Annotated in this window: 23 protein-coding genes and 1 pseudogene; 14 read left to right on the forward strand and 10 right to left on the reverse strand. The window is 72.6% G+C overall.

The window, feature by feature from the left end:
- Positions 1-12: 12 nt before the first annotated feature.
- Positions 13-825, reverse strand: a complete 813-nt coding sequence (locus HMPREF0063_RS09555; protein ID WP_007078457.1) for a biotin--[acetyl-CoA-carboxylase] ligase — start codon at positions 823-825, stop codon at positions 13-15.
- A 50-nt stretch (positions 826-875) separates the two neighbouring features.
- Here HMPREF0063_RS09555 and HMPREF0063_RS09560 point away from each other — a divergent pair, with 50 nt between their 5' ends.
- The 4 genes from HMPREF0063_RS09560 to HMPREF0063_RS09575 are packed head-to-tail and all read left to right on the forward strand — an operon-like array spanning position 876 to position 3,993.
- Positions 876-2,477, forward strand: coding sequence for an acyl-CoA carboxylase subunit beta (locus tag HMPREF0063_RS09560; RefSeq protein WP_007078458.1), 1,602 nt, complete (start codon positions 876-878; stop codon positions 2,475-2,477).
- Entirely contained in the window at positions 2,474-2,764 is a 291-nt protein-coding gene (locus HMPREF0063_RS09565) for an acyl-CoA carboxylase subunit epsilon (protein ID WP_007078459.1), read from the forward strand. The genes HMPREF0063_RS09560 and HMPREF0063_RS09565 overlap by 4 nt, the downstream gene beginning before the upstream one ends.
- A gap of 3 nt (positions 2,765-2,767) precedes the next feature.
- Positions 2,768-3,409, forward strand: a complete 642-nt coding sequence (locus HMPREF0063_RS15795; protein ID WP_007078460.1) for a hypothetical protein — start codon at positions 2,768-2,770, stop codon at positions 3,407-3,409.
- Positions 3,406-3,993, forward strand: a complete 588-nt coding sequence (locus HMPREF0063_RS09575) for a Maf family protein (RefSeq protein WP_007078461.1) — start codon at positions 3,406-3,408, stop codon at positions 3,991-3,993. Before HMPREF0063_RS15795 ends, HMPREF0063_RS09575 begins: the two co-directional genes overlap by 4 nt.
- 3 nt (positions 3,994-3,996) lie before the next feature.
- Here HMPREF0063_RS09575 and HMPREF0063_RS09580 read toward each other — a convergent pair whose 3' ends face one another.
- Positions 3,997-5,163, reverse strand: a complete 1,167-nt coding sequence (locus HMPREF0063_RS09580; protein WP_007078462.1) for an acyl-CoA dehydrogenase family protein — start codon at positions 5,161-5,163, stop codon at positions 3,997-3,999.
- Between the two features lie 152 nt (positions 5,164-5,315).
- On the opposite strand from HMPREF0063_RS09580, the gene HMPREF0063_RS09585 reads away from it, so the two are divergent.
- Positions 5,316-7,082 (forward strand): acetyl/propionyl/methylcrotonyl-CoA carboxylase subunit alpha, encoded by a 1,767-nt coding sequence (locus HMPREF0063_RS09585; protein WP_007078463.1) that lies wholly within the window; start codon positions 5,316-5,318, stop codon positions 7,080-7,082.
- A 67-nt stretch (positions 7,083-7,149) separates the two neighbouring features.
- On the opposite strand, the gene HMPREF0063_RS09590 is transcribed toward HMPREF0063_RS09585, so the two are convergent.
- The 3 genes from HMPREF0063_RS09590 to HMPREF0063_RS09600 form a co-directional block, all read right to left on the reverse strand.
- The gene (locus tag HMPREF0063_RS09590) at positions 7,150-9,888 is read right to left on the reverse strand and encodes an N-acetylmuramoyl-L-alanine amidase (RefSeq protein WP_007078464.1); all 2,739 of its coding nucleotides are present in this window, start codon (positions 9,886-9,888) and stop codon (positions 7,150-7,152) included.
- Between the two features lie 152 nt (positions 9,889-10,040).
- Complete coding sequence (locus tag HMPREF0063_RS09595) at positions 10,041-11,411, reverse strand: NAD(P)H-quinone dehydrogenase (protein ID WP_211208726.1); 1,371 nt, start codon at positions 11,409-11,411, stop codon at positions 10,041-10,043.
- Between the two features lie 49 nt (positions 11,412-11,460).
- Entirely contained in the window at positions 11,461-12,132 is a 672-nt protein-coding gene (locus HMPREF0063_RS09600; protein ID WP_007078466.1) for a biliverdin-producing heme oxygenase, read from the reverse strand.
- A 170-nt stretch (positions 12,133-12,302) separates the two neighbouring features.
- On the opposite strand from HMPREF0063_RS09600, the gene HMPREF0063_RS09605 reads away from it, so the two are divergent.
- The 6 genes from HMPREF0063_RS09605 to HMPREF0063_RS16970 all read left to right on the forward strand — a co-directional run bounded on the left by HMPREF0063_RS09605 (position 12,303) and on the right by HMPREF0063_RS16970 (position 19,568).
- The gene (locus tag HMPREF0063_RS09605; RefSeq protein WP_156794085.1) at positions 12,303-13,403 is read left to right on the forward strand and encodes a heme/hemin ABC transporter substrate-binding protein; all 1,101 of its coding nucleotides are present in this window, start codon (positions 12,303-12,305) and stop codon (positions 13,401-13,403) included.
- The gene (locus HMPREF0063_RS09610; RefSeq protein WP_007078468.1) at positions 13,400-14,482 is read left to right on the forward strand and encodes a FecCD family ABC transporter permease; all 1,083 of its coding nucleotides are present in this window, start codon (positions 13,400-13,402) and stop codon (positions 14,480-14,482) included. Before HMPREF0063_RS09605 ends, HMPREF0063_RS09610 begins: the two co-directional genes overlap by 4 nt.
- Positions 14,479-15,282 (forward strand): heme ABC transporter ATP-binding protein, encoded by an 804-nt coding sequence (locus HMPREF0063_RS09615; protein WP_007078469.1) that lies wholly within the window; start codon positions 14,479-14,481, stop codon positions 15,280-15,282. Before HMPREF0063_RS09610 ends, HMPREF0063_RS09615 begins: the two co-directional genes overlap by 4 nt.
- On the forward strand, positions 15,264-16,292 hold the full coding sequence (locus tag HMPREF0063_RS09620; protein ID WP_007078470.1) for a hypothetical protein: 1,029 nt from the start codon (positions 15,264-15,266) through the stop codon (positions 16,290-16,292). Before HMPREF0063_RS09615 ends, HMPREF0063_RS09620 begins: the two co-directional genes overlap by 19 nt.
- Positions 16,289-17,593 carry an HtaA domain-containing protein gene (locus tag HMPREF0063_RS15800; protein WP_007078471.1) on the forward strand — a complete coding sequence of 435 codons (1,305 nt, stop codon included), beginning with the start codon at positions 16,289-16,291 and terminating at the stop codon, positions 17,591-17,593. The genes HMPREF0063_RS09620 and HMPREF0063_RS15800 overlap by 4 nt, the downstream gene beginning before the upstream one ends.
- Before the next feature lie 67 nt (positions 17,594-17,660).
- Complete coding sequence (locus tag HMPREF0063_RS16970; protein WP_007078472.1) at positions 17,661-19,568, forward strand: S-layer homology domain-containing protein; 1,908 nt, start codon at positions 17,661-17,663, stop codon at positions 19,566-19,568.
- A 53-nt stretch (positions 19,569-19,621) separates the two neighbouring features.
- Here the strand turns inward: HMPREF0063_RS16970 and HMPREF0063_RS09635 are convergent, their stop codons facing one another.
- Entirely contained in the window at positions 19,622-20,182 is a 561-nt protein-coding gene (locus tag HMPREF0063_RS09635; protein ID WP_007078473.1) for a TetR/AcrR family transcriptional regulator, read from the reverse strand.
- A gap of 17 nt (positions 20,183-20,199) precedes the next feature.
- On the opposite strand from HMPREF0063_RS09635, the gene HMPREF0063_RS09640 reads away from it, so the two are divergent.
- The gene (locus HMPREF0063_RS09640; RefSeq protein WP_007078474.1) at positions 20,200-20,991 is read left to right on the forward strand and encodes a purine-nucleoside phosphorylase; all 792 of its coding nucleotides are present in this window, start codon (positions 20,200-20,202) and stop codon (positions 20,989-20,991) included.
- Positions 20,992-21,002: 11 nt separating this feature from the next.
- Positions 21,003-22,640: a phospho-sugar mutase gene (locus tag HMPREF0063_RS09645; protein ID WP_007078475.1), complete on the forward strand. Its 1,638-nt coding sequence runs from the start codon at positions 21,003-21,005 to the stop codon at positions 22,638-22,640.
- A 21-nt stretch (positions 22,641-22,661) separates the two neighbouring features.
- Here HMPREF0063_RS09645 and deoC read toward each other — a convergent pair whose 3' ends face one another.
- Positions 22,662-23,381 carry a deoxyribose-phosphate aldolase gene (gene deoC, locus HMPREF0063_RS09650; RefSeq protein ID WP_007078476.1) on the reverse strand — a complete coding sequence of 240 codons (720 nt, stop codon included), beginning with the start codon at positions 23,379-23,381 and terminating at the stop codon, positions 22,662-22,664.
- 35 nt (positions 23,382-23,416) lie between these two features.
- On the opposite strand from deoC, the gene HMPREF0063_RS09655 reads away from it, so the two are divergent.
- Positions 23,417-23,983 (forward strand): uridine kinase family protein, encoded by a 567-nt coding sequence (locus HMPREF0063_RS09655; RefSeq protein ID WP_007078477.1) that lies wholly within the window; start codon positions 23,417-23,419, stop codon positions 23,981-23,983.
- A gap of 11 nt (positions 23,984-23,994) precedes the next feature.
- Here the strand turns inward: HMPREF0063_RS09655 and HMPREF0063_RS09660 are convergent, their stop codons facing one another.
- The 3 genes and pseudogenes from HMPREF0063_RS09660 to HMPREF0063_RS09670 all read right to left on the reverse strand — a co-directional run.
- The gene (locus HMPREF0063_RS09660; protein ID WP_007078478.1) at positions 23,995-25,089 is read right to left on the reverse strand and encodes an adenosine deaminase; all 1,095 of its coding nucleotides are present in this window, start codon (positions 25,087-25,089) and stop codon (positions 23,995-23,997) included.
- On the reverse strand, positions 25,086-25,544 hold the full coding sequence (locus HMPREF0063_RS09665) for a MaoC family dehydratase (RefSeq protein WP_007078479.1): 459 nt from the start codon (positions 25,542-25,544) through the stop codon (positions 25,086-25,088). Before HMPREF0063_RS09665 ends, HMPREF0063_RS09660 begins: the two co-directional genes overlap by 4 nt.
- A gap of 9 nt (positions 25,545-25,553) precedes the next feature.
- A pseudogene (locus HMPREF0063_RS09670) lies at positions 25,554-25,866 on the reverse strand (thymidine phosphorylase); the annotation flags it as partial.

Here is a 25,866-nt window from a genome sequence, read left to right on the forward strand (position 1 = left end):
GGGCCGATCTTGTCACGGTTCGGTGCGCCGCGGCCGCACATGCGTGACATCCCCGGCGCTCACGGCGGTGCCGTCGACGACCAGCCGGCCCGAGCCGTCGACCGTGCCCACGGTCCCGGAGAGCACCGACCCGTCGGGCATCGCCACGTCGACCTGGCGGCCGACCGTGTCGCACCGCGCCACGTAGTCGCCCCGCAGGCCCGGATCGGCGACGCCGGCGGCCGCGACCCAGGCGCGGTAGTGCCGTGCCAGGTGGCGCAGGAGCGAGATCGTGATCGCGGTGCGGTCCAGGTCGGTGGCTCCGGCGATCGCGAGCGAGGTCGCGGTCGGCACGGGCAGCTGGTCCGGAGTGAGCAGGACGTTGAGGCCGATGCCCACCACGGCGGCCGGACCCTGCGGCGTCTCGACCCTCTCCAGCAGGATCCCCGAGATCTTGCGGCCGTCGACGAGCACGTCGTTGGGCCACTTCAACCGCCCGTCGACCCCGAGGTCCCTCAGGGTGTCGTCGAGAGCGAGGCCGGCCAGCAACGGCAGCCAGACCCAGCGTCCGGCCGGCACCGCGTCGGGGCGCAGCACGACCGAGACCGCGATGCCGCTGCGGGCCGGGATCGAGAACGTCCGGTCGAGGCGTCCGCGGCCGTGCGTCTGGTGCTCGGCGGTGACCACCGTGCCCTCCGGCGCGCCGGCCCGGGCCGCGTCGGCGGCATCGGCGTTGGTGCTGCCGGTGACGGGCTGGACGTCGATGCGGCGGTACCACCCCTGCTCCGGCGTCAACGCCGTCCGGAGCGCCTCGACGTCCAGCGGCGGAGGCGGCTCGGAGGTCATGGGCAAAGCCTCACACACGGACGCGCCGGGGTGTCGATACGCTGGCCCGCGTGACCGAACCGCAGATTGAGACGACCGAAGCCGCCACGGCGGCCACGACCACGGCCGGCAAGCTCGACGAGTTCCGGCAGCGCCACCACGAGGCCACGGTCGAGATCGCCGAGAAGGCTGCCGAGAAGCAGCACGCGAAGGGCCGCAAGAGCGCCCGCGAACGCATCGAGCTGCTCTTCGACGAGGGGTCCTTCGTCGAGCTCGACGCCCTCGCCCGCCACCGCAGCCACTCCCCCGCCCTGGTGGACCGGCGCCCGCTGGGCGACGGCGTCATCACCGGGTACGGCACCGTCGACGGACGCCAGGTGTGCGTGTTCAGCCAGGACTTCAGCGTCTTCGGCGGCAGCCTCGGCGAGGTGTACGGCGAGAAGATCGTCAAGGTCATGGACCTGGCCATCAAGGCCGGCTGCCCCATCGTCGGCATCAACGAGGGGGCCGGCGCACGCATCCAGGAGGGTGTCGTGTCGCTGGGCCTGTACGGCGAGATCTTCACCCGCAACGTGCACGCCTCGGGCGTGATCCCGCAGATCAGCCTGATCCTCGGCAACTGCGCCGGCGGCCACGTCTACTCCCCGGCCGTCACCGACTTCACGATCATGGTCGACCAGACGTCGGGCATGTTCATCACCGGGCCCGACGTCATCAAGACCGTCACCGGCGAGGACGTCACGATGGAGGAGCTCGGCGGTGCGCGCACGCACAACACCAAGAGCGGCAACTCCCACTACATGGCCTCCGACGAGGACGACGCGCTGGAGTACACCAAGGCGCTGCTGAGCTTCCTGCCGCAGAACAACCTCGAGGAGCCGGAGCCGTACGACGAGGTCGCCGACCTCGACCCGACCGACGCCGACCTCGCGCTCGACACGCTGATCCCCGACTCCGACAACGTGCCGTACGACATCCGCACCGTCATGGAGACCGTGCTCGACGACGGCGACTTCCTCGAGGTGCAGTCGATGTTCGCGCCGAACATCGTCATCGGCTACGGCCGGGTCGAGGGTCGCAGCGTCGGCATCGTCGGCAACCAGCCGATGCAGTTCGCCGGCTGCCTGGACATCGACGCCTCCGAGAAGGCGGCCCGGTTCGTCCGCACCTGCGACGCGTTCAACATCCCGGTCCTGACCTTCGTCGACGTGCCCGGGTTCCTGCCGGGCACGGAGCAGGAGTGGAACGGCATCATCCGTCGCGGCGCGAAGCTCATCTACGCCTACGCGGAGGCCACCGTCCCGCTGGTCACGGTCATCACCCGCAAGGCCTACGGCGGGGCCTACGACGTGATGGGCTCCAAGCACCTGGGCGCCGACATCAACCTGTCGTGGCCCACCGGGCAGATCGCCGTCGTGGGTGCGTCCGGTGCCGTCAACATCCTGCACCGCAAGGACGTCGCGGCCGCCGACGACCCCGAGGCGAAGCGGGCCGAGCTGATGGCCGCCTACGAGGCCGAGCTGTGCAACCCCTACATCGCGGCGGAGCGTGGCTACATCGACGCCGTCATCGAGCCGTCGCAGACCCGGGCCGAGATCACCCGGGCCCTGCGACTGCTGCGGACCAAGCGGGAGACGCTGCCGCCCAAGAAGCACGGGAACATCCCCCTGTGACCGACGACGCTGTGACCGACGACGCGGTGACCAACGACGCGACCGACGGGGCCGCAGGCCCGGCCGAGGGCCTCGCCGGCAGTCCCGTGCTGCGCGTGGTCCGGGGGGACCTCGACGCCGAGGAGCTCGCCGCCCTGGTGGCCGTCGTCGCGGCCCGCAACGCTGCTGCGGCGGCCGCGGTCGTCCCGCCACGCCGGCCGCGCAGCGAGTGGGGTCACCCCGCCCGCGCGCACCGGTCGGCCCACCGGCCGGGACCGGACCAGTGGCGCCGGAGTGCGTGGGGCTGATCGATGCCGCTCCGCCATCGCCCCGACGTCGACCGGGCCGACTGGTTCGTGCGTTCCGAGGCGGTGTGGGAGACCCTCGCGACCCTGGGCCCACCCGGCCTCGAGGCCTACGCGCGCGTGCCCACGGTCCTGGGGCTCAGCGACACCGAGGTGATGGCCGACGTCCTGGCCGTGCTGGCCCGCCACACCGGAACGCCCGACCAGGCGTGGTTCGGGCTCTGGGACGGCTGGGGCGACCTGTACGGAGGACGCCAGCTGGAGCAGTCGTTCGACTTCTCCTCCGACCTCGGCCGGATCTTCAGTCCGCCGCGACCGCAGGACCGACCCGCGTTCGCCCCTGACGTGCTGGACGGCCCGCGGGTCGACGTCGGGCACCGCAGCTACCTGTTGTTCTCCGGCCCGCTGAGCGCGGCGGGCGACTGGGGGGCGCGGCCCGTCGCGCCGGGCTGGCCACGACGCAGCATCAGCGTGCCCAACCTGGCGTGGCCGGAGGACCGCGCCTGGTTCGTCGCGAGTGACGTCGACGCCGACTGGATCGGCGTCGGTGGACCGGCATCGGCGGTCGATGCCGTGCTGGCCGTCCACCGGCTGCAGGCCCGGCGGGCCACGTACGGCCCGCACCCGTCGGGCTGGGGGCCGTCGTGAAGGTCGTCCTCGCCTCGGCCTCTCCCGCGCGGCTGGCCACGCTCCGCGCCGCCGGCATCGAGCCGGAGGTGATCGTGTCCGGGGTGGACGAGTCGCGGGTGCAGAGCCGCGACCCGGCCAATCTCGCGGCCGCCCTGGCCCAGCTCAAGTGCCGGGCGGTGGCGGTCTCCCGTCCCGACGACCTCGTCGTGGGGTGCGACTCGGTGCTGGCGTTCGAGGGCGAGATCCTCGGCAAGCCGGCCTCGGCCGCCGAGGCGGTCAGTCGCTGGCGACGCATGCGCGGCCGTTCCGGGGTCCTGCACTCCGGGCACTGTGTCCGACTCGGCACCGAGGAGCTGGTCGACTCCGCGTCCACGGTGGTGCACTTCGCGGACGTGACGGACGCCGAGATCGAGGCCTACGTGGCCACCGGCGAACCCCTGCTGGTGGCGGGTGCCTTCACGATCGACGGGCTCGGCGGGGCGTTCGTCCGTGCGATCGAGGGCGACCACCACACGGTCGTCGGCATCAGTCTGCCGCTGCTGCGCGACCTCGTGGGCGACCTCGGGATCGTCTGGACCGACCTGTGGAACCGCCGGCCCTGACCGCTACTCGACCGGCAGACCGAGCCCGCGGGCGATGAGCATGCGCTGGACCTCGCTGGTGCCCTCGCCGATCTCCAGGATCTTGGCGTCGCGGTAGAAGCGGGCGACGGGGTACTCCTCCATGAAGCCGTAGCCGCCGAACACCTGGGTGGCGATGCGGGTGGCCGTGACGGCCGACTCGGTCGCGTACACCTTCGCGATCGACGCGGCCTGCTTGAACGCTGCGGCCGGCGCACCGCCGTCCTTCAGGGCAGCGGCCCGGTAGGTCAGGGCACGGGAGGCCTCCAGCATCACGGCGAGGTCGGCGATGGGGAAGGCGACCCCCTGCTTGGTGCCGATCGGGACCCCGAAGGTCTGCCGTTCGCCCGCGTACTGCACGCACAGGTCGAGGCAGGCCTGGATGCATCCGACCGAGAGCGCCGAGATCGCGACCCGGCCGTCGTCGAGAGTGGCGAGGAACTGCGCGTAGCCGCGCCCCTGCTCGCCCAGCAGGTGGTCGCCGGACACCCGGGCGTCGACGAACGACAGCGGATGGGTGTCCGAGATGTGCCAGCCGAGCTTGTCGTAGGCGGGCTCGACGACGAAGCCCGGCGTGTCGGCCGGCACCATGATCGCCGAGATCTCTGGCCGCCCGTCGGGTCGTTCACCGGTGCGGGCCGTCACGGTGACGACCGAGGTGATGTCGGTGCCCGAGTTGGTGATGAACTGCTTCGAGCCGTTGACCACCCAGTCGTCGCCGTCGCGCGCCGCGCGGGTGCGGGTGGCCCCGGCGTCGGACCCGGCGCCGGGCTCGGTCAGACCGAACCCCGCCAGCGCACGCCCCGCGACGAGGTCGGGCAGCCAGCGCTCCTTCTGCTCGGCCGTCCCGTAGGTGAGGATCGGGTTGATGCCGAGGCCGACCGCGGCCTGCAGGGTGACACCCATCGACTGGTCGACCCGGCCGAGCTCCTCGATGGCGACGCACAGGCTGGTGAAGTCGCCGTCGGCGCCGCCGTACTCCGCCGGCGCGGCGAGCCCGAACAGGCCCAGGTCGCCCATCTGGCGCACGACGTCGACCGGGAAGTGGTGGTCGACGTCCCACTTCGCCACGTGGGGCGCGATCTCCGCCTCGGCGAACTCGCGCACCGACTGCCGGAAGTCCTCATGGTCACGTGAGAGCTGGAAGTCCATGCGCTCAGGTTAACACCCATTAACCACGGGCTCCAGGTCGGCGGACGGCCAGAGCGGGCCGCTCGGTCGAGGCTCACCGACCTCGCGCCCCACCCGGCGAGCGGTGGCTCTAGACTCGGCTGGCAGTCAGCCCCCACCCGAGGAGACCGTACGTGAGCAAGCCCCTGGCCAAGGTCCTCATCGCCAATCGTGGCGAGATCGCCGTCCGCGTCGTCCGCGCCTGCAAGGACGCCGGCATCGGCAGCGTGGCGGTGTACGCCGAGCCCGATCGGGACGCGCTGTTCGTCCGACTGGCCGACGAGGCGTACTCCCTCGAGGGCGCCACCCCGGGCGACTCCTACCTCTCCATCGAGAAGATCCTGGCCGTGGCGGAGCGCAGCGGCGCCGACAGCGTGCACCCCGGGTACGGGTTCCTCGCCGAGAACGCCGAGTTCGCCCAGGCCGTGCTCGACGCCGGTCTGATCTGGATCGGTCCGTCGCCGCAGGCCATCGACGCCCTCGGCGACAAGGCCAAGGCCAAGCAGATCGCCCAGAAGGCCAACGCCCCGCTGGCCCCCGGCACCAAGGACCCGGTCAAGGACGCCGACGAGGTGATCGCCTTCGCCGAGGCCAACGGCCTCCCGGTCGCGATCAAGGCGGTGTTCGGCGGTGGAGGCCGCGGCCTGAAGGTCGCCCGGACGATCGAGGAGATCCCCGAGCAGTACGAGTCCGCCGTGCGCGAGGCCGTCAGCGCCTTCGGCCGGGGCGAGTGCCTCGTCGAGAAGTTCCTCGACCAGCCGCGCCACGTCGAGACCCAGTGCCTGGCCGACACCCACGGCAACGTGGTCGTGGTGTCGACCCGCGACTGCTCGCTGCAGCGTCGTCACCAGAAGCTCGTCGAGGAGGCGCCCGCGCCGTTCCTCACCGACGACCAGATCGACCGCCTCTACACGTCGTCGAAGGCCATCCTGAAGGAGGCCGGCTACGTCGGGGCGGGCACGTGCGAGTTCCTCGTGGCCCGCGACGGCACCATCAGCTTCCTGGAGGTCAACACCCGCCTGCAGGTCGAGCACTGCGTGTCCGAGGAGGTCACCGGCATCGACCTCGTGCGCGAGATGTTCCGCATCGCCGCCGGCGAGGAACTGGGCTACGACGACCCGGAGGTCCGCGGCCACTCGATGGAGTTCCGCATCAACGCCGAGGACGGCGGACGTGGCTTCCTGCCCGCCCCCGGCACCCTGACCCGGTGGGCCCCGCCCTCGGGCCCCGGCGTCCGGCTCGACGGTGGCTACGAGGAGGGCGAGACGATCCCCGGGTCGTTCGACTCGCTCGTCGCCAAGCTGATCATCACCGGCACGAGCCGCGAGCAGGTCCTGGCCCGGTCGCGCCGTGCGCTCGACGAGTTCGTCGTCGACGGCATGCCGACCGTGATCCCGTTCCACCGCTCCGTCGTCGACGACCCGGCCTTCACCGCCGCCGACGGCACCTTCTCGGTCTACACCACCTGGATCGAGACCGACTACGTCAACGAGCTCGAGCCGTACAGCGGCGGAGCCGCCGAGGCCGACGAGCCGGCCGCCCGTGAGCGCGTCGTCGTCGAGGTCGGCGGCAAGCGGGTCGAGGTCGTCCTGCCCGGCGGCCTCGGAGCCGCCGCCGCACCGGCCGGTGGGGCGAAGAAGCCCAAGCGCAAGGCCGGTGGGGGCGCCGGCGCCGCCGTCAGCGGCGACTCCCTCACCTCACCGATGCAGGGCACCGTGGTGAAGGTCGCCGTCGAGGACGGTCAGGAGGTCGCCGAGGGCGATCTGGTCGTCGTCATCGAGGCGATGAAGATGGAGCAGCCGATCACGGCGCACAAGGCCGGTACGGTCTCGGGGCTGGCCGCGGAGATCGGCGCGACCGTCGGCGCGGGCGCCGTCATCGCCGAGATCCTCGACGCCTGAGCAGGGCGCCTGAGCAGGACCGACTGGGCAGGGCCGGGTCGGCGGCGAGCCCGCCGGCCGGCCCCCGTCAGCGGACCGTGAAGCCCGCGGCGGTCATGACCAGCGTGCCGTTCTGGAACCGCTGGCTCCAGGTCGAACCGTCGGACGTCTCGGGCCCGACCGGCCACCCGAGGGACCCGGTGGGTCCGCCGCGGCGCAGGTACTCGGCCTGGATCGCGCCCCACGTCGCGGCCGCACCTCGCGGCGAGACGTACAGCGTGCCACCGGCGAACCGCTGGACAGCGCCGTCCTGCACCGTCCGCTCGGACTCCAGTGGCAGGCCCAGCCGGCTGCTCTCGGCCCCGAGACCGAGGTACATCGTGCGCAGGAAGCCACGGACGATCGCGGTGCCCGACGACGAGGTGTAGATCTCCGAGGCGCTGAAGCGCTGGCGCAGGGCGCCTCCGACGGTCTCCCGCGCCGGGCCCGTCGGGAAGCCCAGTCCCGCGTTGGTGTCGGCCCCGGCGGCCACGTAGGCCTCCCAGATCCGACCGGAGACCACGGACCCGGGGACGCCGTTCAGCGGCAGGTACGCCGCACCCCGCTCGAACAGCTGCTTCCAGGTCGTGGCGGTCGAGAACTCCTCGCCGAGCGGGAAGCCCAGCGTGCGGGGGCCTCCCCCGGCGCGGTACACCGCGAGCAGGCCACCCTGGACCCGGTTGACCGGACCGGCGGTCGACGACGACCCGTAGACGCTGGCACCCTGGAAGTCCTGACGGAACCCGCCCGGCTCATCGACCGCAGCCGTCAGCGGCCATCCCAGTCGGCCCGTCGGTCCACCGGCCGCGGTGTGCACCGCGACGACCCGCGCGTCGACCGTGACCATGGCCCCGGGCCAGCACTGGATCTGACCGCCCTCGAAGTCCTGGACGAATCCGGTGCCCACGGCCCGCTCCGGACCCAGCGCCGAGCCGAGCGGACCGTCGACGCCGCCCTGGTCGCGGTAGTGCCGCGCGATCGCTCCTCGGACCAGCACCAGACCGGCCGGCGTCTCCTGGACCCAGCCGCCCTCCAGCGCCACGTGCGAGCCCACGCGGTCCGCCTTCACGTCTCCCAGCGGCCAACCCATCGGCCCCAGGGGACCGCCCGCGGCCACGTAGGCGGTGTCGAAGCCGCCGGCCATCACGACCGTCGGACCGGCGGGACGCGCGTAGACGGTCCCGTTCTCGAACGTCTGCTTGGATCCCTGACCCCACGGGACGGCGCGGTTGGTGGGCCACCCGAGCGGTCCGCCCACGTTGCCCACGTTCTCGTGCGCGTCGTACACGGGCGCCGCGATGGCGAAGGTGCCCACCCCCGGCTTGGCGAAGATCCGACCGCCCTCGTAGTCCTGGTAGGCGCCGCCCGGGATCGCGTACTCGGGGCCCACCGGCCAGCCGAGGCCCGAACGGGTCTCGCCGACGACACGGAACTCGCCGCGGATCGCACCGCGGACCGGCGAGACCCGCCCCGTCGACTCACGCCGGTAGAGGTCGGCGCCGGCGAACCGCTGCACGATCCCGCCCGGCAGGACGATCTCGGGCGACACGGGCTGACCCACGAAGCCCGACGCCCCGCCCACCGACTCCCAGTACTGGGCGATGTCGCCGGACACGCCGAACGCGGCACCACCCGTCGCGATGGACTGCTCGACCTGGTCACGCAGCCCGCCCGGGGCGTTCATCCAGTTGATGACCTGCTGGCCGGGGCAGGCGGTCGCCTTGACCCGGTAGTGCCCGTCGATGCGGTTGAGCGAGACCCCGCCGAGCGAGTAGCCGCCCTTGGCGGGGACCCCGTGCAGGCTGTGCTTCCAGGCGATGAGGCGCACCAGGGCGTCCTTCATGGCCTGCGGCGGGGTGTCGTTGACGAACGTGCCCATGAGCGACGCGCCCATGGTGTCGGTGTTCACGGCGCTGTTGCCGGCGTGGGCCCCGCGCGGGGTCTGCGTGATGCCGCCCGCCCGACCCTCGAAGATCTGGCCGTACCGGTCGATGAGGAAGTTGTAGCCGGTGTCGCACCAGCCCTGGGCGCCCTTGTGGTACGCCTGGATCGACTTGACGATGCCGGCCGACTGCGCGGCGGAGTAGTTGTTCGAGCCGGCCGTGTGGTGGACGATCGTGCCCCGCATGGTGCCGTACCGCGGTGAGTCGCAGGACCCGGAGTTGTCGGCGCCCCACGCCGCACGGGAGATGATGCCCGGCTGGACCGAGGCGGCCGGGGTGATCGTGGGCGTGGCTCCCGGGTCGACCGTCACGAGCCGCAGTCCGGCCGGCGAGATCTCGGTGCTGGCCACGACCCGCGCCTGGGCCGCGTCCGACGGACCCACCCACCGGGGCTCGGTGCCGGGATTGCCCCCGTCGACCACCTGGGTGTCGATCTCGAGCCGCGTCCAGGCCGACCAGACGCCGTCCTGGCGCCATCGCACCTGCACCTCGGCGTCGTCAGCCGGGACGCCGCCGTCCCACACCACGCCCAACAGCTCGAAGACCGGCAGGTCCTGCGGCGCGAGCTCGGCGATGATCTCGCCGTTGGTGATCGCCGGCGCCACCGGGTCGACGATGTCGACGGCGGCCGCGTCCTCGGGCGTGTAGACCGGGCGCTCCGGGGCCGCGATGGCGGGCACCGCCTCCTCCCGCAGCTCCGCGGGGGTACCGACGGCGTCGACCTCGGGCGGTACCGCACCCTGCGTCACGGCGTCGTCGGGCGCCGAGGCGACGAGGAACGCCGACAGGACAGCCGTGGCTGTCACGAGGGGGAGCAGCCTGAGCGCTGCGGACCGGTACGACATGGGTGATCCAATGGGACGAGGGGCGGACGGGGAAGAGTCTCGCTGCACGAATTACACACCACATCCGTCACACACGCCACACCTTTCACACCAGTTCGCCGAACTACACACGTGTAGTTCTGCCCGGTATGACGGGCTCCCCGCGTGCTCCGTCAGGAGGGCCGGTGCAGCCGGCGGGCGGCCTCGGCCACCGAGCCCGACAGCGAGGGGTACACCGTGAAGGCGTTGGCGACCTGGTCGACGGTGAGGGTCGCCGAGACCGCGAGCGACACGACGTGGATCAGCTCGCTGGCCTTGGGGCCCACCACGACACCGCCGATGACCGTCCCCGTGCCCCGGCGGCTGAACAGCTTGACGAAGCCCTCGTGCAGACCCTGCATCTTGGCTCGGGGGTTGGCGGTCAGCGGCAGCATCGCGACGTCCGCCTGCAGGCCGCTGTCGTCGATCGCCCGCTGCGACAGTCCGACCGTGGCGATCTCCGGCGAGGTGAAGATGTTGCTCGAGACCTGCTGCAGGTCGAGCGGGTGCACCGCGTCGCCGAGCAGGTGCGCCATCGCGATCCGTCCCTGCTGGGCCGCCACGGAGGCGAGCATCAGCACACCCGTGCAGTCCCCCGCTGCGTACACCCCGGGCACCGACGTGCGGGAGACCCGGTCGACCTTGACGAACCCGCCGTCGTCCAGCAGCACCCCGCTCTCGGCGAGGCCGAGGTCGGCGGTGTTGGGGATCGATCCCAGGGCGAGCAGGCAGTGGCTGCCCTCCACCACCCGTCCGTCGGTGAGGGTCACCACGACCGTGTCGCCGGAGCGGGTGACCGAGTCCATCCGGGAATGACCCAGGACGGTCATGCCCCGGCTCCGGAACACTTCCTCGATCGTGTCGGCCGCGTCGGCGTCCTCGCCGGGCAGCACCCGGTCGCGGCTGGACACCAGCGTCACCCGGGATCCCAGGCCGTTGTAGGCGCTGGCGAACTCCGCGCCGGTCACACCCGACCCGACGACGACCATGTGCTCGGGGATCTCCTGCAGCGCGTAGACCTGCTCCCAGGTCAGGATGCGCTCCCCGTCGGGCTGAGCGGTGCCGATGACGCGCGGGTGGGCGCCCGTGGCGACCAGGACCGCGTCGGCGGTCACCGTCTCTGAGCCGCTGCTGGTCTCGACCTGCACGCGTCCCGGCCCGTCGAGCCGGGCCCGTCCGTCGATCGTGCGCACCCCGCTGGCCGCCAGGCGGGCGGCGATGTCACGTGACTGCGCTCCGGCGAGGCCCAGGACGCGCCGGTTGACGGCGGCGAGGTCGGCGCGCACCGCCGACGGCAGCTGCACCCCCAGCTCGGCCGACCCGGCCACCTCGGTGAGCACGTCGGACGTCGCGATGAGGGTCTTGCTCGGCACGCAGTCGGTGAGGACCGTCGATCCGCCGAGCCCGTCGCGCTCGACGACCGTGACCTCCGCCCCCAGTCGTGCCGCCACGAGGGCCGCCTCGTACCCGCCGGGTCCGCCACCGATGATCGCCACGTGAGTCACGCCGACCATCCTCCCCCACCGACCGGGCGAGCGGCCAATCCTCCGGGACTCAGACCGCCCAGCGGGGCAGCTCGGCGGTGAGCTCGTCGAAGACCTCGCCGTTGCAGCCGAAGACGGCCTTGACCTCCTCGAGCATCCGGTCCCGGTCCGCGGGGCCGAGCGGCAGGGCGTCGAGGGTGGCCCGGTAGGTGTCCTTGTAGGGCTTGGGCTTGGGGATCTCGGGGAAGGCGTAGAACGAGATGCCCCGCCCGCCGAGGTCGAACGTGCGCTCCAGCAGCCGGCCGATGACCTGTCCGCCCGAGAGGTCGCCCAGGTAGCGGGTGTAGTGGTGGGCGACGAACACCGACGGATCGTCCGTCGCCGCGGCGATCCGGCCGACGTACCGGTCCACCGCGCCACTGGTGTCGTCGGCGACCTCGCCGGTCCGCTCGGACCAGAACGCCACGTCGGCGTCGATGCCGGCCAGCCGCTCCAGGCGCGGATCGATGACCGCCGCAGCGACCGGGTCGTCGGCCAGCACGCGGGCCATCTCCTCCAGTGCGACGTAGACGCGGCGCAGCCGGACGAGGTAGGTCAGGTAGCCGGCAGCGCCGACCCGACCGGCGAGCAGCTCGGTCATGAAGCTGGAGCCCTCGGTCTCGCGGTGCTCGGCAGCCGACCCCTCCCGCAGGAGCGTCGACAGCGGTACGGGCGCGGTGGACGTGCTGGCGGTGACGGTCATGGGGCCTCCGGCGGTGTGGCGACGTGGGTCGAAATCTTCAGGACAGTCTGTCAGATCAATCTGACCACATGTCATTTTCATGCTGACGAGATGTCATGATACACCTAGAATAGGTAAGGCACTCCTAACCGATGCTACCCTCCCCATGACTCCACGACCAGAGGACGATGATGGCTGCTCGACGACCAGCAGGTGCGCTCTCCCTGCTCACGGGGCTGCTCGTCGTGGCAGCCGCAGGGTGCGGCCTCCAGGCCCCGAGCTCGGCCGCCGGCAGCGACGCCCCGGCCCCCGCCCTGTCGGACGTGACCGCGCTGGCCGACCCGCGGTCGCACGAGGGTCCCAGCCACGCAGGACTCGGGGACCTGGCGGTGGACCCGGTCGCCGAGGACGTCTCCCCCAACCTGCCCGTGACGATCGTCGACCACCAGGGGACCGAGGTCACCGTCACCGACGCCGACCGCATCCTGGCCCTCGACGTCTACGGCACCCTCGCCCAGACCGTCGCCGAGCTGGGCCTGGGCGACCGGCTCGTCGGTCGCGACGTGTCGACGCAGTTCGCCGAGGCCGCGGACCTTCCTCTGGTGACCGGGACCGGACACGACCTCAACGCGGAGTCGATCCTCGCGCTCGACCCGACGGTGATCCTCACCGACACGTCCCTCGGTCCCTGGGACGTGGTGCTGCAGATGCGCGACGCCGGCATCCCCGTGGTGGTCGTGGACCCCTCCCGCACCCTCGACAACGTCGAGTCGTTGACCCTGCAGGTGGCCGAGGCCCTCGGCGTGCCGGCCGAGGGCCGTCTCCTCGCCGACCGGATCGCAGCCGAGGTCGACGCCACGCTCGCCGAGATCGCCGACGTCGCGCCGGAGGCCGTGCAGGACCGGATCCGCACGGTCTTCCTCTACGTGCGCGGCCAGGCCGGGGTCTACTACATGTTCGGCGAGGGCTCCGGCGCGGACGGACTCATCGACGCCCTCGGCCTGCACGACGTCACGGCCGAGATCGGCTGGTCCGGGATGAAGCCGGTCAACGACGAGGGCATCGTCGCGGCGCAGCCCGAGCTCATCCTGATGATGACCAAGGGCCTGGAGTCGGTCGGTGGGGTCGACGGACTGCTGGAACGGCTCCCTGCCCTCGCGCAGACGCCGGCCGGGCTCAACCGGCGCATCGTGGACATGTCGGACGCGCAGATCCTGAGCTACGGCCCGCGCACCGCCGAGGTCCTCAACTCCCTGGCCGTGGCCGTGTACGCCCCGCAGGCACTCGAGTGACCGCGACCCTGGACCGGCCCGTGCCGGTCGAGCTCCCGCCTGCACGCAGCAGGAGGGCGGGCGTGCTGTTCGGCGTGCTCGGTGTCGCCCTCGTGGTGATGATCGTGCTCGCCGCCGGTCGGGGCCAGCTGGCCATTCCCGCGAGCGAGGTCGTCGGATCGATCCTGCACCGCCTCGGGCTCGACCTCGGGCCCCTGCCGTCGCACCCCCAGGGCGACGCGACCCTGTGGTCGGTGCGGTTCCCCCGCGTCGCGATGGCCGTGCTGGTCGGGGCCGCGCTCGCGACCGCCGGCGCCCTGATGCAGGGCGTCTTCGGCAACCCGCTCGCCGAGCCCGGCGTCGTGGGGGTCTCGGTCGGAGCAGCCTTCGCCGCCTCGATCGTCATCGTCTTCGGTCTGACCTTCGCCGGCACCTGGACGATCGCGATCTTCGCCTTCGCCGGCGGGCTGGTGACGACGCTCCTGGTCTACGCCCTCTCCCGGGCCGACGGCCGGACCGAGGTCGTGACCCTGGTGCTCACCGGCATCGCGATCAACGCGGTGTTCGCCGCCGGACTGGCGCTGATGATCTTCCTCGGCGACACGCAGGCCCGCGAGGAGATCATCTTCTGGCAGCTCGGCAGCCTCAACGGGATCCGGTGGGAGTACGTCGGGGTCTCGGCCCCCCTCGTGGTGGTCGGCATCGTCGGCGCCGTCGTCCTGTCCCGCCGCCTGGACATCCTGGCGCTCGGCGACCGCGCGGCGCGCCACGTCGGCGTCGACGTGGAGCGGCTCCGCCTCGTCGCGATCGTGCTGGTCGCCCTGCTGACCGCGGCTGCGGTGTGCTTCGCCGGGATCATCGCGTTCGTCGGCCTCGTGGTCCCCCACGTCGTCCGGATGGTCGTCGGCCCGGGTCACCGGGTCCTGGTGCCGGCCAGTGCCCTCCTCGGTGCCGTCCTGCTGCTGACCGCCGACCTGGTCGCCCGCACCGCGGTGGCCTACGCGGACCTGCCGATCGGGATGCTCACCTCGCTGGTGGGCGGGCCGTTCTTCTTCTGGCTGCTGCGCCGGACCCGACGCACCGCGGGAGGTTGGGCATGAGCCTGCGGATGGAGAACGTCCACGTCACCCTGGCCGGCACCCCCGTGCTGCGGGACGTGAGCCTCACCGTCGAACCGGGCGAGCTGCTGGCACTCGTCGGGCCCAACGGAGCGGGCAAGACCACCGTCCTCAACGTCCTGGCCGGCGACCTGGCGCCCGACTCCGGCACCGTCGAGCTCGACGGGCGGCCCGTGTCGGCCCTCCGGGTCGGCGACCTCGCGCGCCGCCGTGCCGTGCTCCCCCAGGAGCAGCGGCTGGCGTTCGGGTTCCGGTCGATCGACGTCGTCAGGATGGGCCGCGCCCCGTGGGCCGGCAGGCCCGAGGACGAGCACGACGACCGGGTCGTCCACGATGCGATGCAGCGCACCGACGTCGTCGGGCTCGCGGCCCGGACCTTTCCCACCCTCTCCGGCGGCGAGAAGGCGCGCACGTCGCTCGCGCGGGTCGTGGCCCAGTCGACACCCGTCGTCCTGCTGGACGAACCGACGGCGGCACTGGACATCCGGCATGCCGAGCACGTCCTCGGCGAGGCCGTCGCCCTCACCGAGGCCGGCCATGCCGTCGTGGCGGTGCTGCACGACCTGTCCGTCGCCGCCACCCATGCCCACCGGGTGTGCCTGCTCGCCGGGGGACGGATCCGCGCCCTCGGCCGGCCGGCGGACGTCATCCGTCCGGACCTCGTCGAGGAGGTCTACGGCCACCCCGTCGACGTCCTCGAGCACGGCGACCGGCTGGTCGTCGTCCCCCGCCGCCTCACCGCACCCCGATCCCAGGAGGCCCCGTGCGTGCACGCGCCCTGACCCTCGTCGCAGCCCTCGTCCTCGGGGCGCTGGCCATCCCTTCGCCGGCTGCGGCCGCCGCCCGGGTCGGCATCAGCAACGACGTCGGCTCCGCCGCGATCGACCCCACCTACGCCACGACGCTCCGCCTGTCCGGCACCGGGTTCCAGTCGATCCAGGGCGGCCACGGTGGCGTCTACGTGTTCTTCGGGGTGGTCCGCGGCACGTGGCAGCCCAGCCAGGGCGGCCGGACCGGTGAGAACTACTTCTACGTGCCCGACAGCGAAGCCGCCGACAACCAGGGCTTCCAGCGCTTCATCGCGTTCCCCGGGGGCGACACCGCGGGCGCCGCCAACGGTGGGACGGTCGCGGCCGACGGCACGTGGAGCGCCAGCGTCGTGGTGCCCGGAGCGGTGTTCGAGGCCGCCGACCGCAACGGCAGCACCACCACCGTCGACTGCCGGACCGAGACCTGCGGCATCATCACCGTCGGCGCCCACGGCGTGACCAACGCGACGAACGAGACCTTCACGCCGGTGTCGGTCGCCGACCTCTACGGGGGCGAGCCGCCGGCCTCGGCCGAGGTCGTGACCCCGGCAGCACCGGCGGCGGGGCCCGAGGCCGCCGCCCCGGCGGCGACGGGAGGCCTTCCCACCCTGGTGGTCGACCGCACGGCGGCCGTTCCCGGCCGCATCCTCACGTTCACCGCGACCGGGCTCGTCCCGGGCGACCTCGTGGTCGCCACGCTGGACGACGGACTGGCCGCGGCCGGCCCCATCGCCGTCGGCCTGAACGGACAGGTCGCCGGAGCGATCGAGCTCCCGGTCGACCTGGCGCCGGGCACCCACGTGCTGAAGCTGTCCGGCGAGGGCGCACCGACCGTGACGTTCGCCGTGCGGGCGCTCGACGCCGCCGACGACGTGCCGTGGATCCCGATCGCCGCAGCCTCGGTGGCGGCCGTCCTGCTCCTCCTCGCCCTGCTGTTCGCGACCCTGCGGATCCGCTCCGCCCGACGGAAGGCCGGCGCATGACCCGACCTCGCGCCCTCATCGCCCTCACCACCGTGCTCCTGCTGGTGCTGCTCGCCGGGGGCCCGGCGACCGCGGGCACCACCGAGCCGTCCGTCGACGAGGACACCGCAGCCGAGATCCTCCCCGGACCGACACCGTCGGCAGCCGCGGAGGAGCCGGCCGACGAGACCGACCCGACGCCCGACCCGACGCCCGGCCCGACGCCTTCCTCGGAGGTCGCGATCGACGCAGCCCAGCTGCGATGGGGCATCAACCACGAGTCCAACAACCGCGCCTTCGCGCCCGGCACCATGAACATGTTCCGCGCCGGCCTCCTGCCCGACCCGGGACGCGGCGGCCAGGTCATCGGCCCCGACCAGTGGGTCCAGTCCGAGGGCGACGTGTCGGTCGAGAAGTGGAACGGTGCGGCCTACGCGCCGGCGACCTGGGCCGGACTGACGACCACCGCCGCCGGTGCGCCGATCCCGTCGGCCACCTCCGGGCTCTTCAGCGACCACCAGCTGGTGTTCGACGGCGGCGAGGGCACCGTCGACCCGGTCGCCGGCACCGCCACGATCCGTTGGGACGGCGACGCGACGGTCCTCTACTACTCCGGCATGAGCTTCATCCACCTCAGCGACCCGGTCCTGCAGGTCGAGGACGGAGCGGGGCAGCTCACCGCGACGGTCGGGGGCTTCGCGTCGTCGATGACCGACCAGAGCGTCTGGGGTCCGGTCGCCGCCCGCGAGGTCGTGCTCGCCGACCTCGCCGACGTCGATCTGTCCGATCCGTCGGGGCTGACCGTCACCCCGGTCTGGGACGGCGTCGCCGTGGACACCACGGCGCCCCAGGTGCGGTCGGGCGCCGGCTGGGGGGCGTTCCCGGCCTCCTTCGTGGCGTTCCACGAGGAGGCAGGCGCGGCGTCGTACTGGTACACCAGCGGCGGCAGCACCGACCGGTTCAAGTCGCCCCTGCCCGTGACCGTCATCTACGACACCACCACGACGGCACCGCCCGTTCCGCCCTCCGTCCCCTCCCCCGCCGAGCCCGTCGCGGCACCCACCGTGGTGCAGCCCCCACCGCGCAACGCGCTCCCACCACCGTCGCGGGTGCCCACCCCGGTGGCGGCACCGCCGGTCACCGCCGCGGCCACCACCCCTGCCGCCTACCAGCCGGCCGGGCACTGGGGCACGCTCACCGCGGCCGAGGTCCTGCGTGACCAGCTCGTGTGGTGGGTGTTGGCGGCCGGTCTCCTGTGCACCGCGGTGGCGACGGTCGCCGCGACCTCGGCCTGCACGCGCCGGTTGGCCCCTCAGACCTGATCCCCCGGTCCGCCTCCCGGCGGACGCACCTCGCCGGAGCCCTCCGGCTGAACCCGAAAGGCATCACATGTCCATCCGCACACGCACGAGACGTCACCTCGCGGGGGTCGCCGCCGCGGCGATGACCGCCGGGACGTTGCTCGCCGTCGGCGCAGCGCCGGCCTCGGCCGAGCCCGTCGTCACCACGGGCGACACCCCCGTCACCGACGCCACCTTCACGTGGGGCCTCAGCGGCTACGCCCAGGTCGGCATCTTCGGCCCGTGGGGCTTCAAGGACTTCACCGGCGACGCGGCGTTCCTCGAGGGTGACGTCGCCACGACGCCGAACCCCACCCCGCAGACCGAGTACGCGGTCGACCCGGTCCCCGCGACGTCGTTCCCGACCTCCAAGGCCGGCAAGGCTCCCAACGCCGTGCAGTTCACCGACGGGACCGGCGTCCGCGACGCGGCCACCGACGTGCTGACCCTGGCGTGGGACGGCTCCTACACGGTCAACGCCTACCCGGTCGCGTTCGGCGCACCGAACGAGATCTACGAGGACCCCGAGCTGACCGTCAACCCTGACGGCTCCGGTGACCTCACCGTCGAGTTCACCCTCGGTGCGGGCGTGGACGTCAACGGCGATCCGGTCGAGGCCGAGGAGTTCGGGCGCCTGCAGCTCGCGACGTTCGACGCGGGTTCGCTCAGCGTCGAGACCGACGGCGGCTTCCGCGTGACCCCGGACTACCAGGGCGTCACGAACGATGTCGCGAACCAGACGACCACCTGCACCACCGAGGGTGGCGCCACCGGCTGGTGGGGCTCGTGGCCGACAGAGTTCATCGACGCGATCGCCGACACGGCCGTCGTCGCGCACTTCTACTCCACCGGCTGCGGTGGCCTGCAGGACAACAAGCCGCCGCTGCCGTTCGACGTGACCTTCGACGAGGGCGACGCGCCCACCGTCACGGTGTCGGAGACCGAGGTCAGCAGCGACGGCACCACCGTGGTGACGGTCGAGGGCGAGAACTTCGATCCCGCGCTCGCCACGGGCGCCCGACCTCCGTTCCTGGGCCAGCCCGGCGGCGCCTACGTCGCGTTCGCCAAGGTGGCCGACGTCTGGCGTCCGTCGCAGGGCGCCGGCGGCGCCACCCGCGGTGTCGCCAACGGCAACCCGGACCTGACGAAGTGGGCCGTCCCGTCCGCCCAGCTGCCCGTCACCGGCGCTTCGGGTGTCGAGCTCACCCCCGACGGTTCGTTCACGGCCGAGATCACGGTCGACAGGGCGACGCTGGACGCCACGGCGACCGCGGCCACCCTGACGCAGTACGGCATCATCACCTACCCGGGCAGCGGCGCGTCCGCGCCGTCCTACGAGACGCTCACCCCGCTGACCTTCGTCGACGAGGTGCCGTCGTTCACCGACGTCCCGGAGAACCTGACGTTCCACGACGAGATCATCTGGCTGGCCACGTCCGGCATCACGACGGGGTACGAGGACGGCACGTTCCGGCCGGCCGAACCGGTGCTGCGGGAGCAGATGGCCGCGTTCCTGTACCGGTTCGCCGACGAGCCCACGGTCGAGCGTCCGGCGGAGTCGCCGTTCACCGACGTGTCCGAGGACGACACGTTCTACGACGAGATCATCTGGCTGGAGTCGACCGGCATCACCACCGGCTACGACGAGGCCGACGGCACCCGGACGTTCCGTCCGTCCCAGCCGGTGCTGCGCGAGCAGATGGCCGCGTTCCTGTACCGCTTCGACGAGCAGGACTTCGTCGACGACGACGGTGCGACGTTCACCGACGTGGCCCCGGCGTTCGAGTTCTTCGACGAGATCGAGTGGCTCGCCACGACCGGCATCACCACCGGCTACCAGGAGGCCGGCGACACCGTCACCTTCCGCGGCGCCCAGCCGGTCCTGCGGGAGCAGATGGCCGCGTTCCTGTTCCGCTACGACGAGTACCTGCAGGAGCAGGTACCGGCCGTCAGCTGACCCGGGACCGACGAGGCCGCCCCGTCCCGACCGGACGGGGCGGTCTCGTCGTGTCAGGCCGAGACGGCGCGGACCACGAAGGCAGCCGCCGCGTCCGCCGGCACCTGCCGGGGCTGCAGACACGCGTGCACCAGGGCGACCAGGGCGGCCGGCTCCTCGTCGACGAAGCTGCCGTCGGACCGACCCGCGGCCAGGATGTCGCGCAGCACGGTCTCGACCGCGACCACGTGGTCACGGATCTCCAGCAACGCCGACTGGGACAGCATCCCGTAGAGCTCGGGCCCCAGCCCGAAGTGGAACTGCGCCGAGGTCTCCACGTGGTGGCGGACGTAGGTGCTGAGACGGTCGGCAGGCGTCCTCGCGCCCGCCAGCGCAGCCTCCAGCCGGTCGAGGTAGCGGCTGGTCTCGTCGGTCGCGAACGCCACCACCACCGCTTCCTTGTCGCGGAAGTGGTTGTAGATGGCCGTGCGGCCGATGCCGGCGGCCGACGCCAGGTCAGCCATGGTGATCGCGTCGAAGGACCGGTCCACCATCAGGGTGCCGAGCGCCTCGAACACCCGGCGGCGGGTGGTCAGGCGGTGCTCCTCGAGCGAGCCTCCCAGGATCTTCGGCACTGTCGTAGGGTACGACAGTGGATCCGTACGAGCATGCGCGACGAGCCGCCGACGAGCTGCGCGAACGCACCGGTGGGGCCGACCACGACGTCGCCCTGGTCATGGGATCAGGCTGGCTCCCGGCCGCTGACGCGCTCGGCGCCGCCGAGGTGGAGTTCCCCGCCGCGGACCTGACCGGGTTCAGCGCTCCCGCGGTCGCGGGGCACGGTGGGACCATCCGGTCGCTGACGGTCGGCGACCGCCGGGTGCTGCTCTTCCTGGGTCGCACCCACTTCTACGAGGGCCGCGGCGTCGCCTCGGTCGTGCACGGCGTGCGCACCGCAGCCGCTGCCGGGGTGCGCACCCTGGTGCTCACCAACGGCTGCGGCGGGCTCGACCCGGCCTGGGTGCCCGGCACCCCCGTGCTGATCAGCGACCACATCAATCTCACGGCCACGTCACCGATCGAGGGCGCGACGTTCGTCGACCTCACCGACCTCTACTCGCGGCGTCTGCGCGCGCTCGTCCGTGAGGTCGATCCCGGTCTCGACGAGGGCGTGTACGTGCAGTTCCCGGGCCCGCACTACGAGACCCCGGCCGAGATCGCGATGGTCCGCGCCATCGGCGGCGACCTCGTGGGCATGTCGACGGCGCTCGAGGCGATCGCCGCCCGCGAGGCCGGGCTGGAGGTGCTCGGCATCTCGCTGGTCACCAACCATGCCGCCGGCACGACCGGCGATCCCCTCAACCACGACGAGGTCCTCGAGGCCGGTCGTGCGGCCGCGACCCGGATGGGCGGCCTGCTGGCCGACGTCCTGCCGCGCATCTGACAGGAGCGACCATGGACCTGCTCGACCGAGCCCGCGTCTGGCTCGAACAGGATCCCGACCCGGTCACGCGGGCCGAGCTGCAGCGCCTGATCGACCTCGACGACGTCGTCGAGCTCGCCGACCGGTTCGACGGGCGGCTGCAGTTCGGCACCGCCGGTCTGCGGGGGGCCCTGGGAGCCGGACCCCGGCGGATGAACCGGGTGGTGGTCGCGCAGGCCGCCGCCGGCCTCGCCGCGTACCTGCTCGACCACGTGGCAGGCGGCCCGGCCGTCGTGATCGGGTACGACGCCCGCCACAACTCCGCGGTCTTCGCGCGTGACACGGCCGAGATCATGACCGGCGCAGGTGTGCGCGCCCACCTCCTGCCCGGCCCGCTGCCGACCCCCGTGCTGGCCTTCGCGATCCGGCACCTCGGGTGCGACGCCGGCGTCATGGTCACCGCCTCCCACAACCCGCCGCAGGACAACGGCTACAAGGTCTACCTCGGCGACTCCAGCCAGATCGTGCCCCCGGCCGACGGGCTGATCGCAGCCGCGATCGAACGGGTCGGACCCGTCGACCGGCTCCCACGGGACGATACCTACACCGTGCTGGCGGCCGACGTGGCGGACGCCTACGCGTCGGCGGCCGCGGACCTCCTCGCGGACGGGCCCCGTGACGTCGTCGCGGTCTACACGCCCCTGCACGGCGTCGGCCGCGACACCTTCGTCGACGTCGTCTCGGCAGCCGGCTTCGCCCCGTTGCACGTCGTCGCCGAGCAGGCCGAGCCCGACCCTGACTTCCCCACCGTGGCGTTCCCCAACCCCGAGGAGCCCGGCGCGATGGACCTCGCGCTCCGCCTGGCGGGCGAGGTCGACGCCGACCTGGTCGTCGCCCACGACCCCGACGCCGACCGGTGTGCCGTCGGGGTCCGCGACCCGTCCGGCTCCGGCCACCGGATGCTGACCGGCGACCAGGTGGGGGCTCTCCTGGCCGACCACCTGCTGCGTCGAGGGGCGGCCGGCACCTACGCCGCCTCGATCGTGTCCTCGGACCTCCTCGGGCGCCAGGCCGCCGCGCACGGCAGGCCGTGGCAGCAGACCCTCACCGGGTTCAAGTGGATCGGCAAGATCGACGACCTGGCCTTCGGTTTCGAGGAGGCGCTCGGCTACTGCGTCGCGCCCCACATCGCCCGAGACAAGGACGGCGTGACCGCGGGCCTGGTCGTCCTCGAGCTGGCCGCCGAGCTCCGGCGCGACGGCCTGACGCTGCTCGACCGGCTCGACGAGATCCACCGCGAGCACGGGGTCCACCACACCGGCCAGCTCTCGGTGCGGGTCGAGGACCTCGCGATCATCACGACGGCCATGACCGTCCTGAGGTCCACCCCGCCGGACCGGCTCGGCGGCATGCCGGTGTCCTCCGTCGACGACCTGGCCGCCGGGTACCGCGGGCTGCCGCCGACCGACGGCATCCGACTCGGACTGGCCGCTGGCGAGGGCCTGGCGGGGGCCCGGGTCATCTGTCGGCCGTCGGGCACCGAGCCGAAGCTCAAGTGCTACATCGAGGTCGTGGCGCCGGTGACGACCACCGTGGAGGCCGCCCGCGCCGCCGCGGAGACCGCGCTCGTCTCCGTCAGCGACGACCTCGCCGCCGCCCTCGGGATCTGAGGGCGCAGGGCCCGACCGGCGTCAGTAGGACGAGGAGTCGCTGGCGCCCGTGCCCGTGCCGCCGGACTCCCGGACGGCCGCGTCGTCGAGGATCGTGGCGGTGGCGCTGGTGCCGAACCGCGTGACGCCGATCGCCCGCATCTCCAGCAGGGTGTCGAGGTCGCGGACCCCGCCGGACGCCTTGATCTGCACGGTGTCCCCGACCGCGCCCCGCATGAGCCGCAGGTGTGGCACCGTCGCTCCTCCCCCGGCGAACCCGGTGGACGTCTTGACGAATGCGGCCCCGGCGCGTTCGGCCGCCTCGCTGCCGGCCACGACCTGCTCGTCGGACAGCAGGGCCGTCTCGAGGATCACCTTCACGACGTGGTCGCCGGCCGCCTCGACGACGGCACGGACGTCGGCCTCGACGTCGTCGAGCAGGCCGCTGCGCAGACGTCCGATGTTGACCACCATGTCGAGCTCAACCGCGCCGTCCGCCAGTGACTGGTGCGCCTCGGCCACCTTGGTGGCGGTCGTCGTGGTGCCGTGGGGGAAGCCGATGACGGTGCCCACCGCCACCCCGCTGCCGGCCAGGACCCGGACGGCGTGCGCCACGTCGCTCGGGCGCACGCAGACGCTGAAGATCCCGTAGCGGGCCGCCAGCTCCAGGTCGGCGTCGACCTCGGCGCGGGTGAGCTCGGGCTTCAGGATGGCGTGGTCGATGGTGGCCGCGATCGCGGCAGCGGTGACGGGCTCAGACATGGGTCCATCGTAGGTGTGGCCTACGATGACCCGTCGTGACCGTCGTGATCGTCGCCGGGCCGTCCGGCTCCGGCAAGTCCCACCTCGCCGAGCGGCTCGGGTGGACCGTGCTGCGGCTCGACGACTTCTACCACGACGCCGACCGACCGGGCCTGCCCCGCTCCAGCCTCGGCATCGTCGACTGGGACCACGTGGGCACCTGGGACGCGTCGGCTGCCGTCGCCGCGATCGCCGAGCTGAGCGCGGCCGGCACGACCGACGTCCCGGTGTACGACATCGGCACCAGCACGCGGACCGGGATGCGGGCGGTGACGACGGACGGGCCGCGGTTCATCGCCGAGGGACTGTTCGCGCCCACGATCGTGGCGGCCTGCAGAGACGCCGGCGTGCTCGACCGGGCGATCTGTCTGCGCCGTCACCGCCTGATCACCTTCGGCCTGCGCCTCGTGCGGGACCTGCGGGAGGGTCGCAAACCGCCCGGGGTGCTGGTGCGCCGGGGGTGGCGGCTCCTGCGCGCCGAACCCGCGATCGTCGCCGCAGCCGTCGCCGCCGGGTGCGAGCCGATGACCCCCCGGCAGGCACGGCGGCTCCTGTCCGCCTGACCGGCCCGAGGTCAGAGGTTCGCGTAGCCGGGCTTGATGACGTCGTTGATGAGGGTCAGACGCTCGTCGAACGGCAGGAACGCGCTCTTCATCGCGTTGACCGTGAACCAGCGCAGGTCGTCCAGGCCGTAGCCAAAACCGTCGACCAGCAGCTGCATCTCACGACTCATCGACGTGCCGCTCATCAGCCGGTTGTCACAGTTGACGGTCACCCGGAACCCGAGCTCCTTGAGCAGCCCGATGGGGTGGTCGGCAACTGAGCGCATGCCGGGCACCGCCTGGGTCTGCAGGTTCGACGACGGGCACATCTCCAGCGGGATCCGGCAGTCACGGATGTAGGACGCCAGGCGTCCGAGTCGCGGTCCCCCGGGGGCGGCGAGGTCGATGTCGTCGACGATCCGCACGCCGTGTCCCAGCCGGTCGGTGCCGCACCGCTGCACCGCCTGCCAGATGGAGGGCAGCCCGAAGGCCTCCCCCGCATGGATCGTGAAGTGCGCGTTCTCGCGGCGCAGGTACTCGAAGGCCTCGAGGTGCAGGATCGGCGGGAACCCGTCCTCGGCACCCGCGATGTCGAAGCCCGCGACACCGCGGTCGCGGTACTCCACGACCAGCTCGGCGACCTCCAGACCGCGCTTGGCGTGCCGCATGGCCGTGAGCAGCTGGCCCACGACGATCGGCTGCCCGAGCGCCCCCATCTCGGCGCGGCCGGCGTCGATGCCGGTCTGCACCGCCTCGACGGCCTCCCGCAGGGAGAGCCCTCCGGCCAGGTGCTGCTCGGGCGCCCACCGCAGCTCGGCGTACACGACCCCGTCGGTGGCCAGGTCGATGACGGCCTCGCGCGCGACCCGGGCCAGGTCCTCGGCGCGCTGCATCACCGCGACGGTGTGCACGAAGGTCTCGAGGTACCGCGGCAACGAGCCTGAGCTGGAGGACTCCTCGAACCAGACGGCCAGGGCCGTGGCGCCCTCGGCCGGCAGCACGTGTCCGATCTCGTCGGAGATCTCCGCCACGGTCGCCGGACGCACGCCGCCGTCGAGGTGCTCGTGCAGGGCGACCTTCGGGGCGGCGACGATCTGCTCGGAGGTCGCGATGCCGGTGCGGGTCATGACGCCTCCATCAGCAGCACGACGGTCTCGGCGACGCAGGCCGGGCGGTCGCCGCCCTTGATCTCGACGGTGTGGCGCAGCGTCGCCTGCTGGCCCTTGGCGATGTCGCGCACGTCGACCAGCTCCACCCGGTTGCGGATCTTGGACCCGACCCGCACCGGCGCGATGAAGCGGACCTTGTTCAGCCCGTAGTTGACCCGGGCCACGTCGCCGGCGAAGGCGTACACCTGGGCTCCCAGGAAGGGCAGCATCGACAGCGTCAGGTAGCCGTGGGCGACGGTCGCGCCGAAGGGCCCCCCGGCCGCGCGCTCGGGGTCGACGTGGATCCACTGGCGGTCACCGGTCGCCTCGGCGAACATGTCGATCCGTTCCTGGCTGATCTCGACCCACTCGCTGACACCCAGCTCCGTCCCGGCAGCGTCGGCGATCTCCTGGGCGTCGTTGAGGACCTGCATGCCCCGACCCTAGCCAACCCGCTCGAGCACGACGGAGCGGCGGGCGTCGGGAGGGCCGGCGGCGGCGTCGGTGCTGATCGTCACCGCACCGTCCAGCGCCTGCTCGGCGCGGTCGAACCGTTCGGGCGTGTCGGTCTGCAGCGTCATCAGCAGGTCGCCGGCGCCGACCCGGTCGCCGACCCGGGCGTGCAGCACGACCCCGGCCGCGGCCTGGACCTGCTCCCCGGGCCGGGACCGTCCGGCCCCGAGCCGCCAGGCGGCGACACCGACGGCGAGCGCGTCGACCGCCGTCACCACGCCGCCCGCCGCGGCCCTGACCTCG

Origin of the sequence: Aeromicrobium marinum DSM 15272 (assembly GCF_000160775.2) — a bacterium.
Lineage (GTDB): Bacteria > Actinomycetota > Actinomycetes > Propionibacteriales > Nocardioidaceae > Aeromicrobium > Aeromicrobium marinum.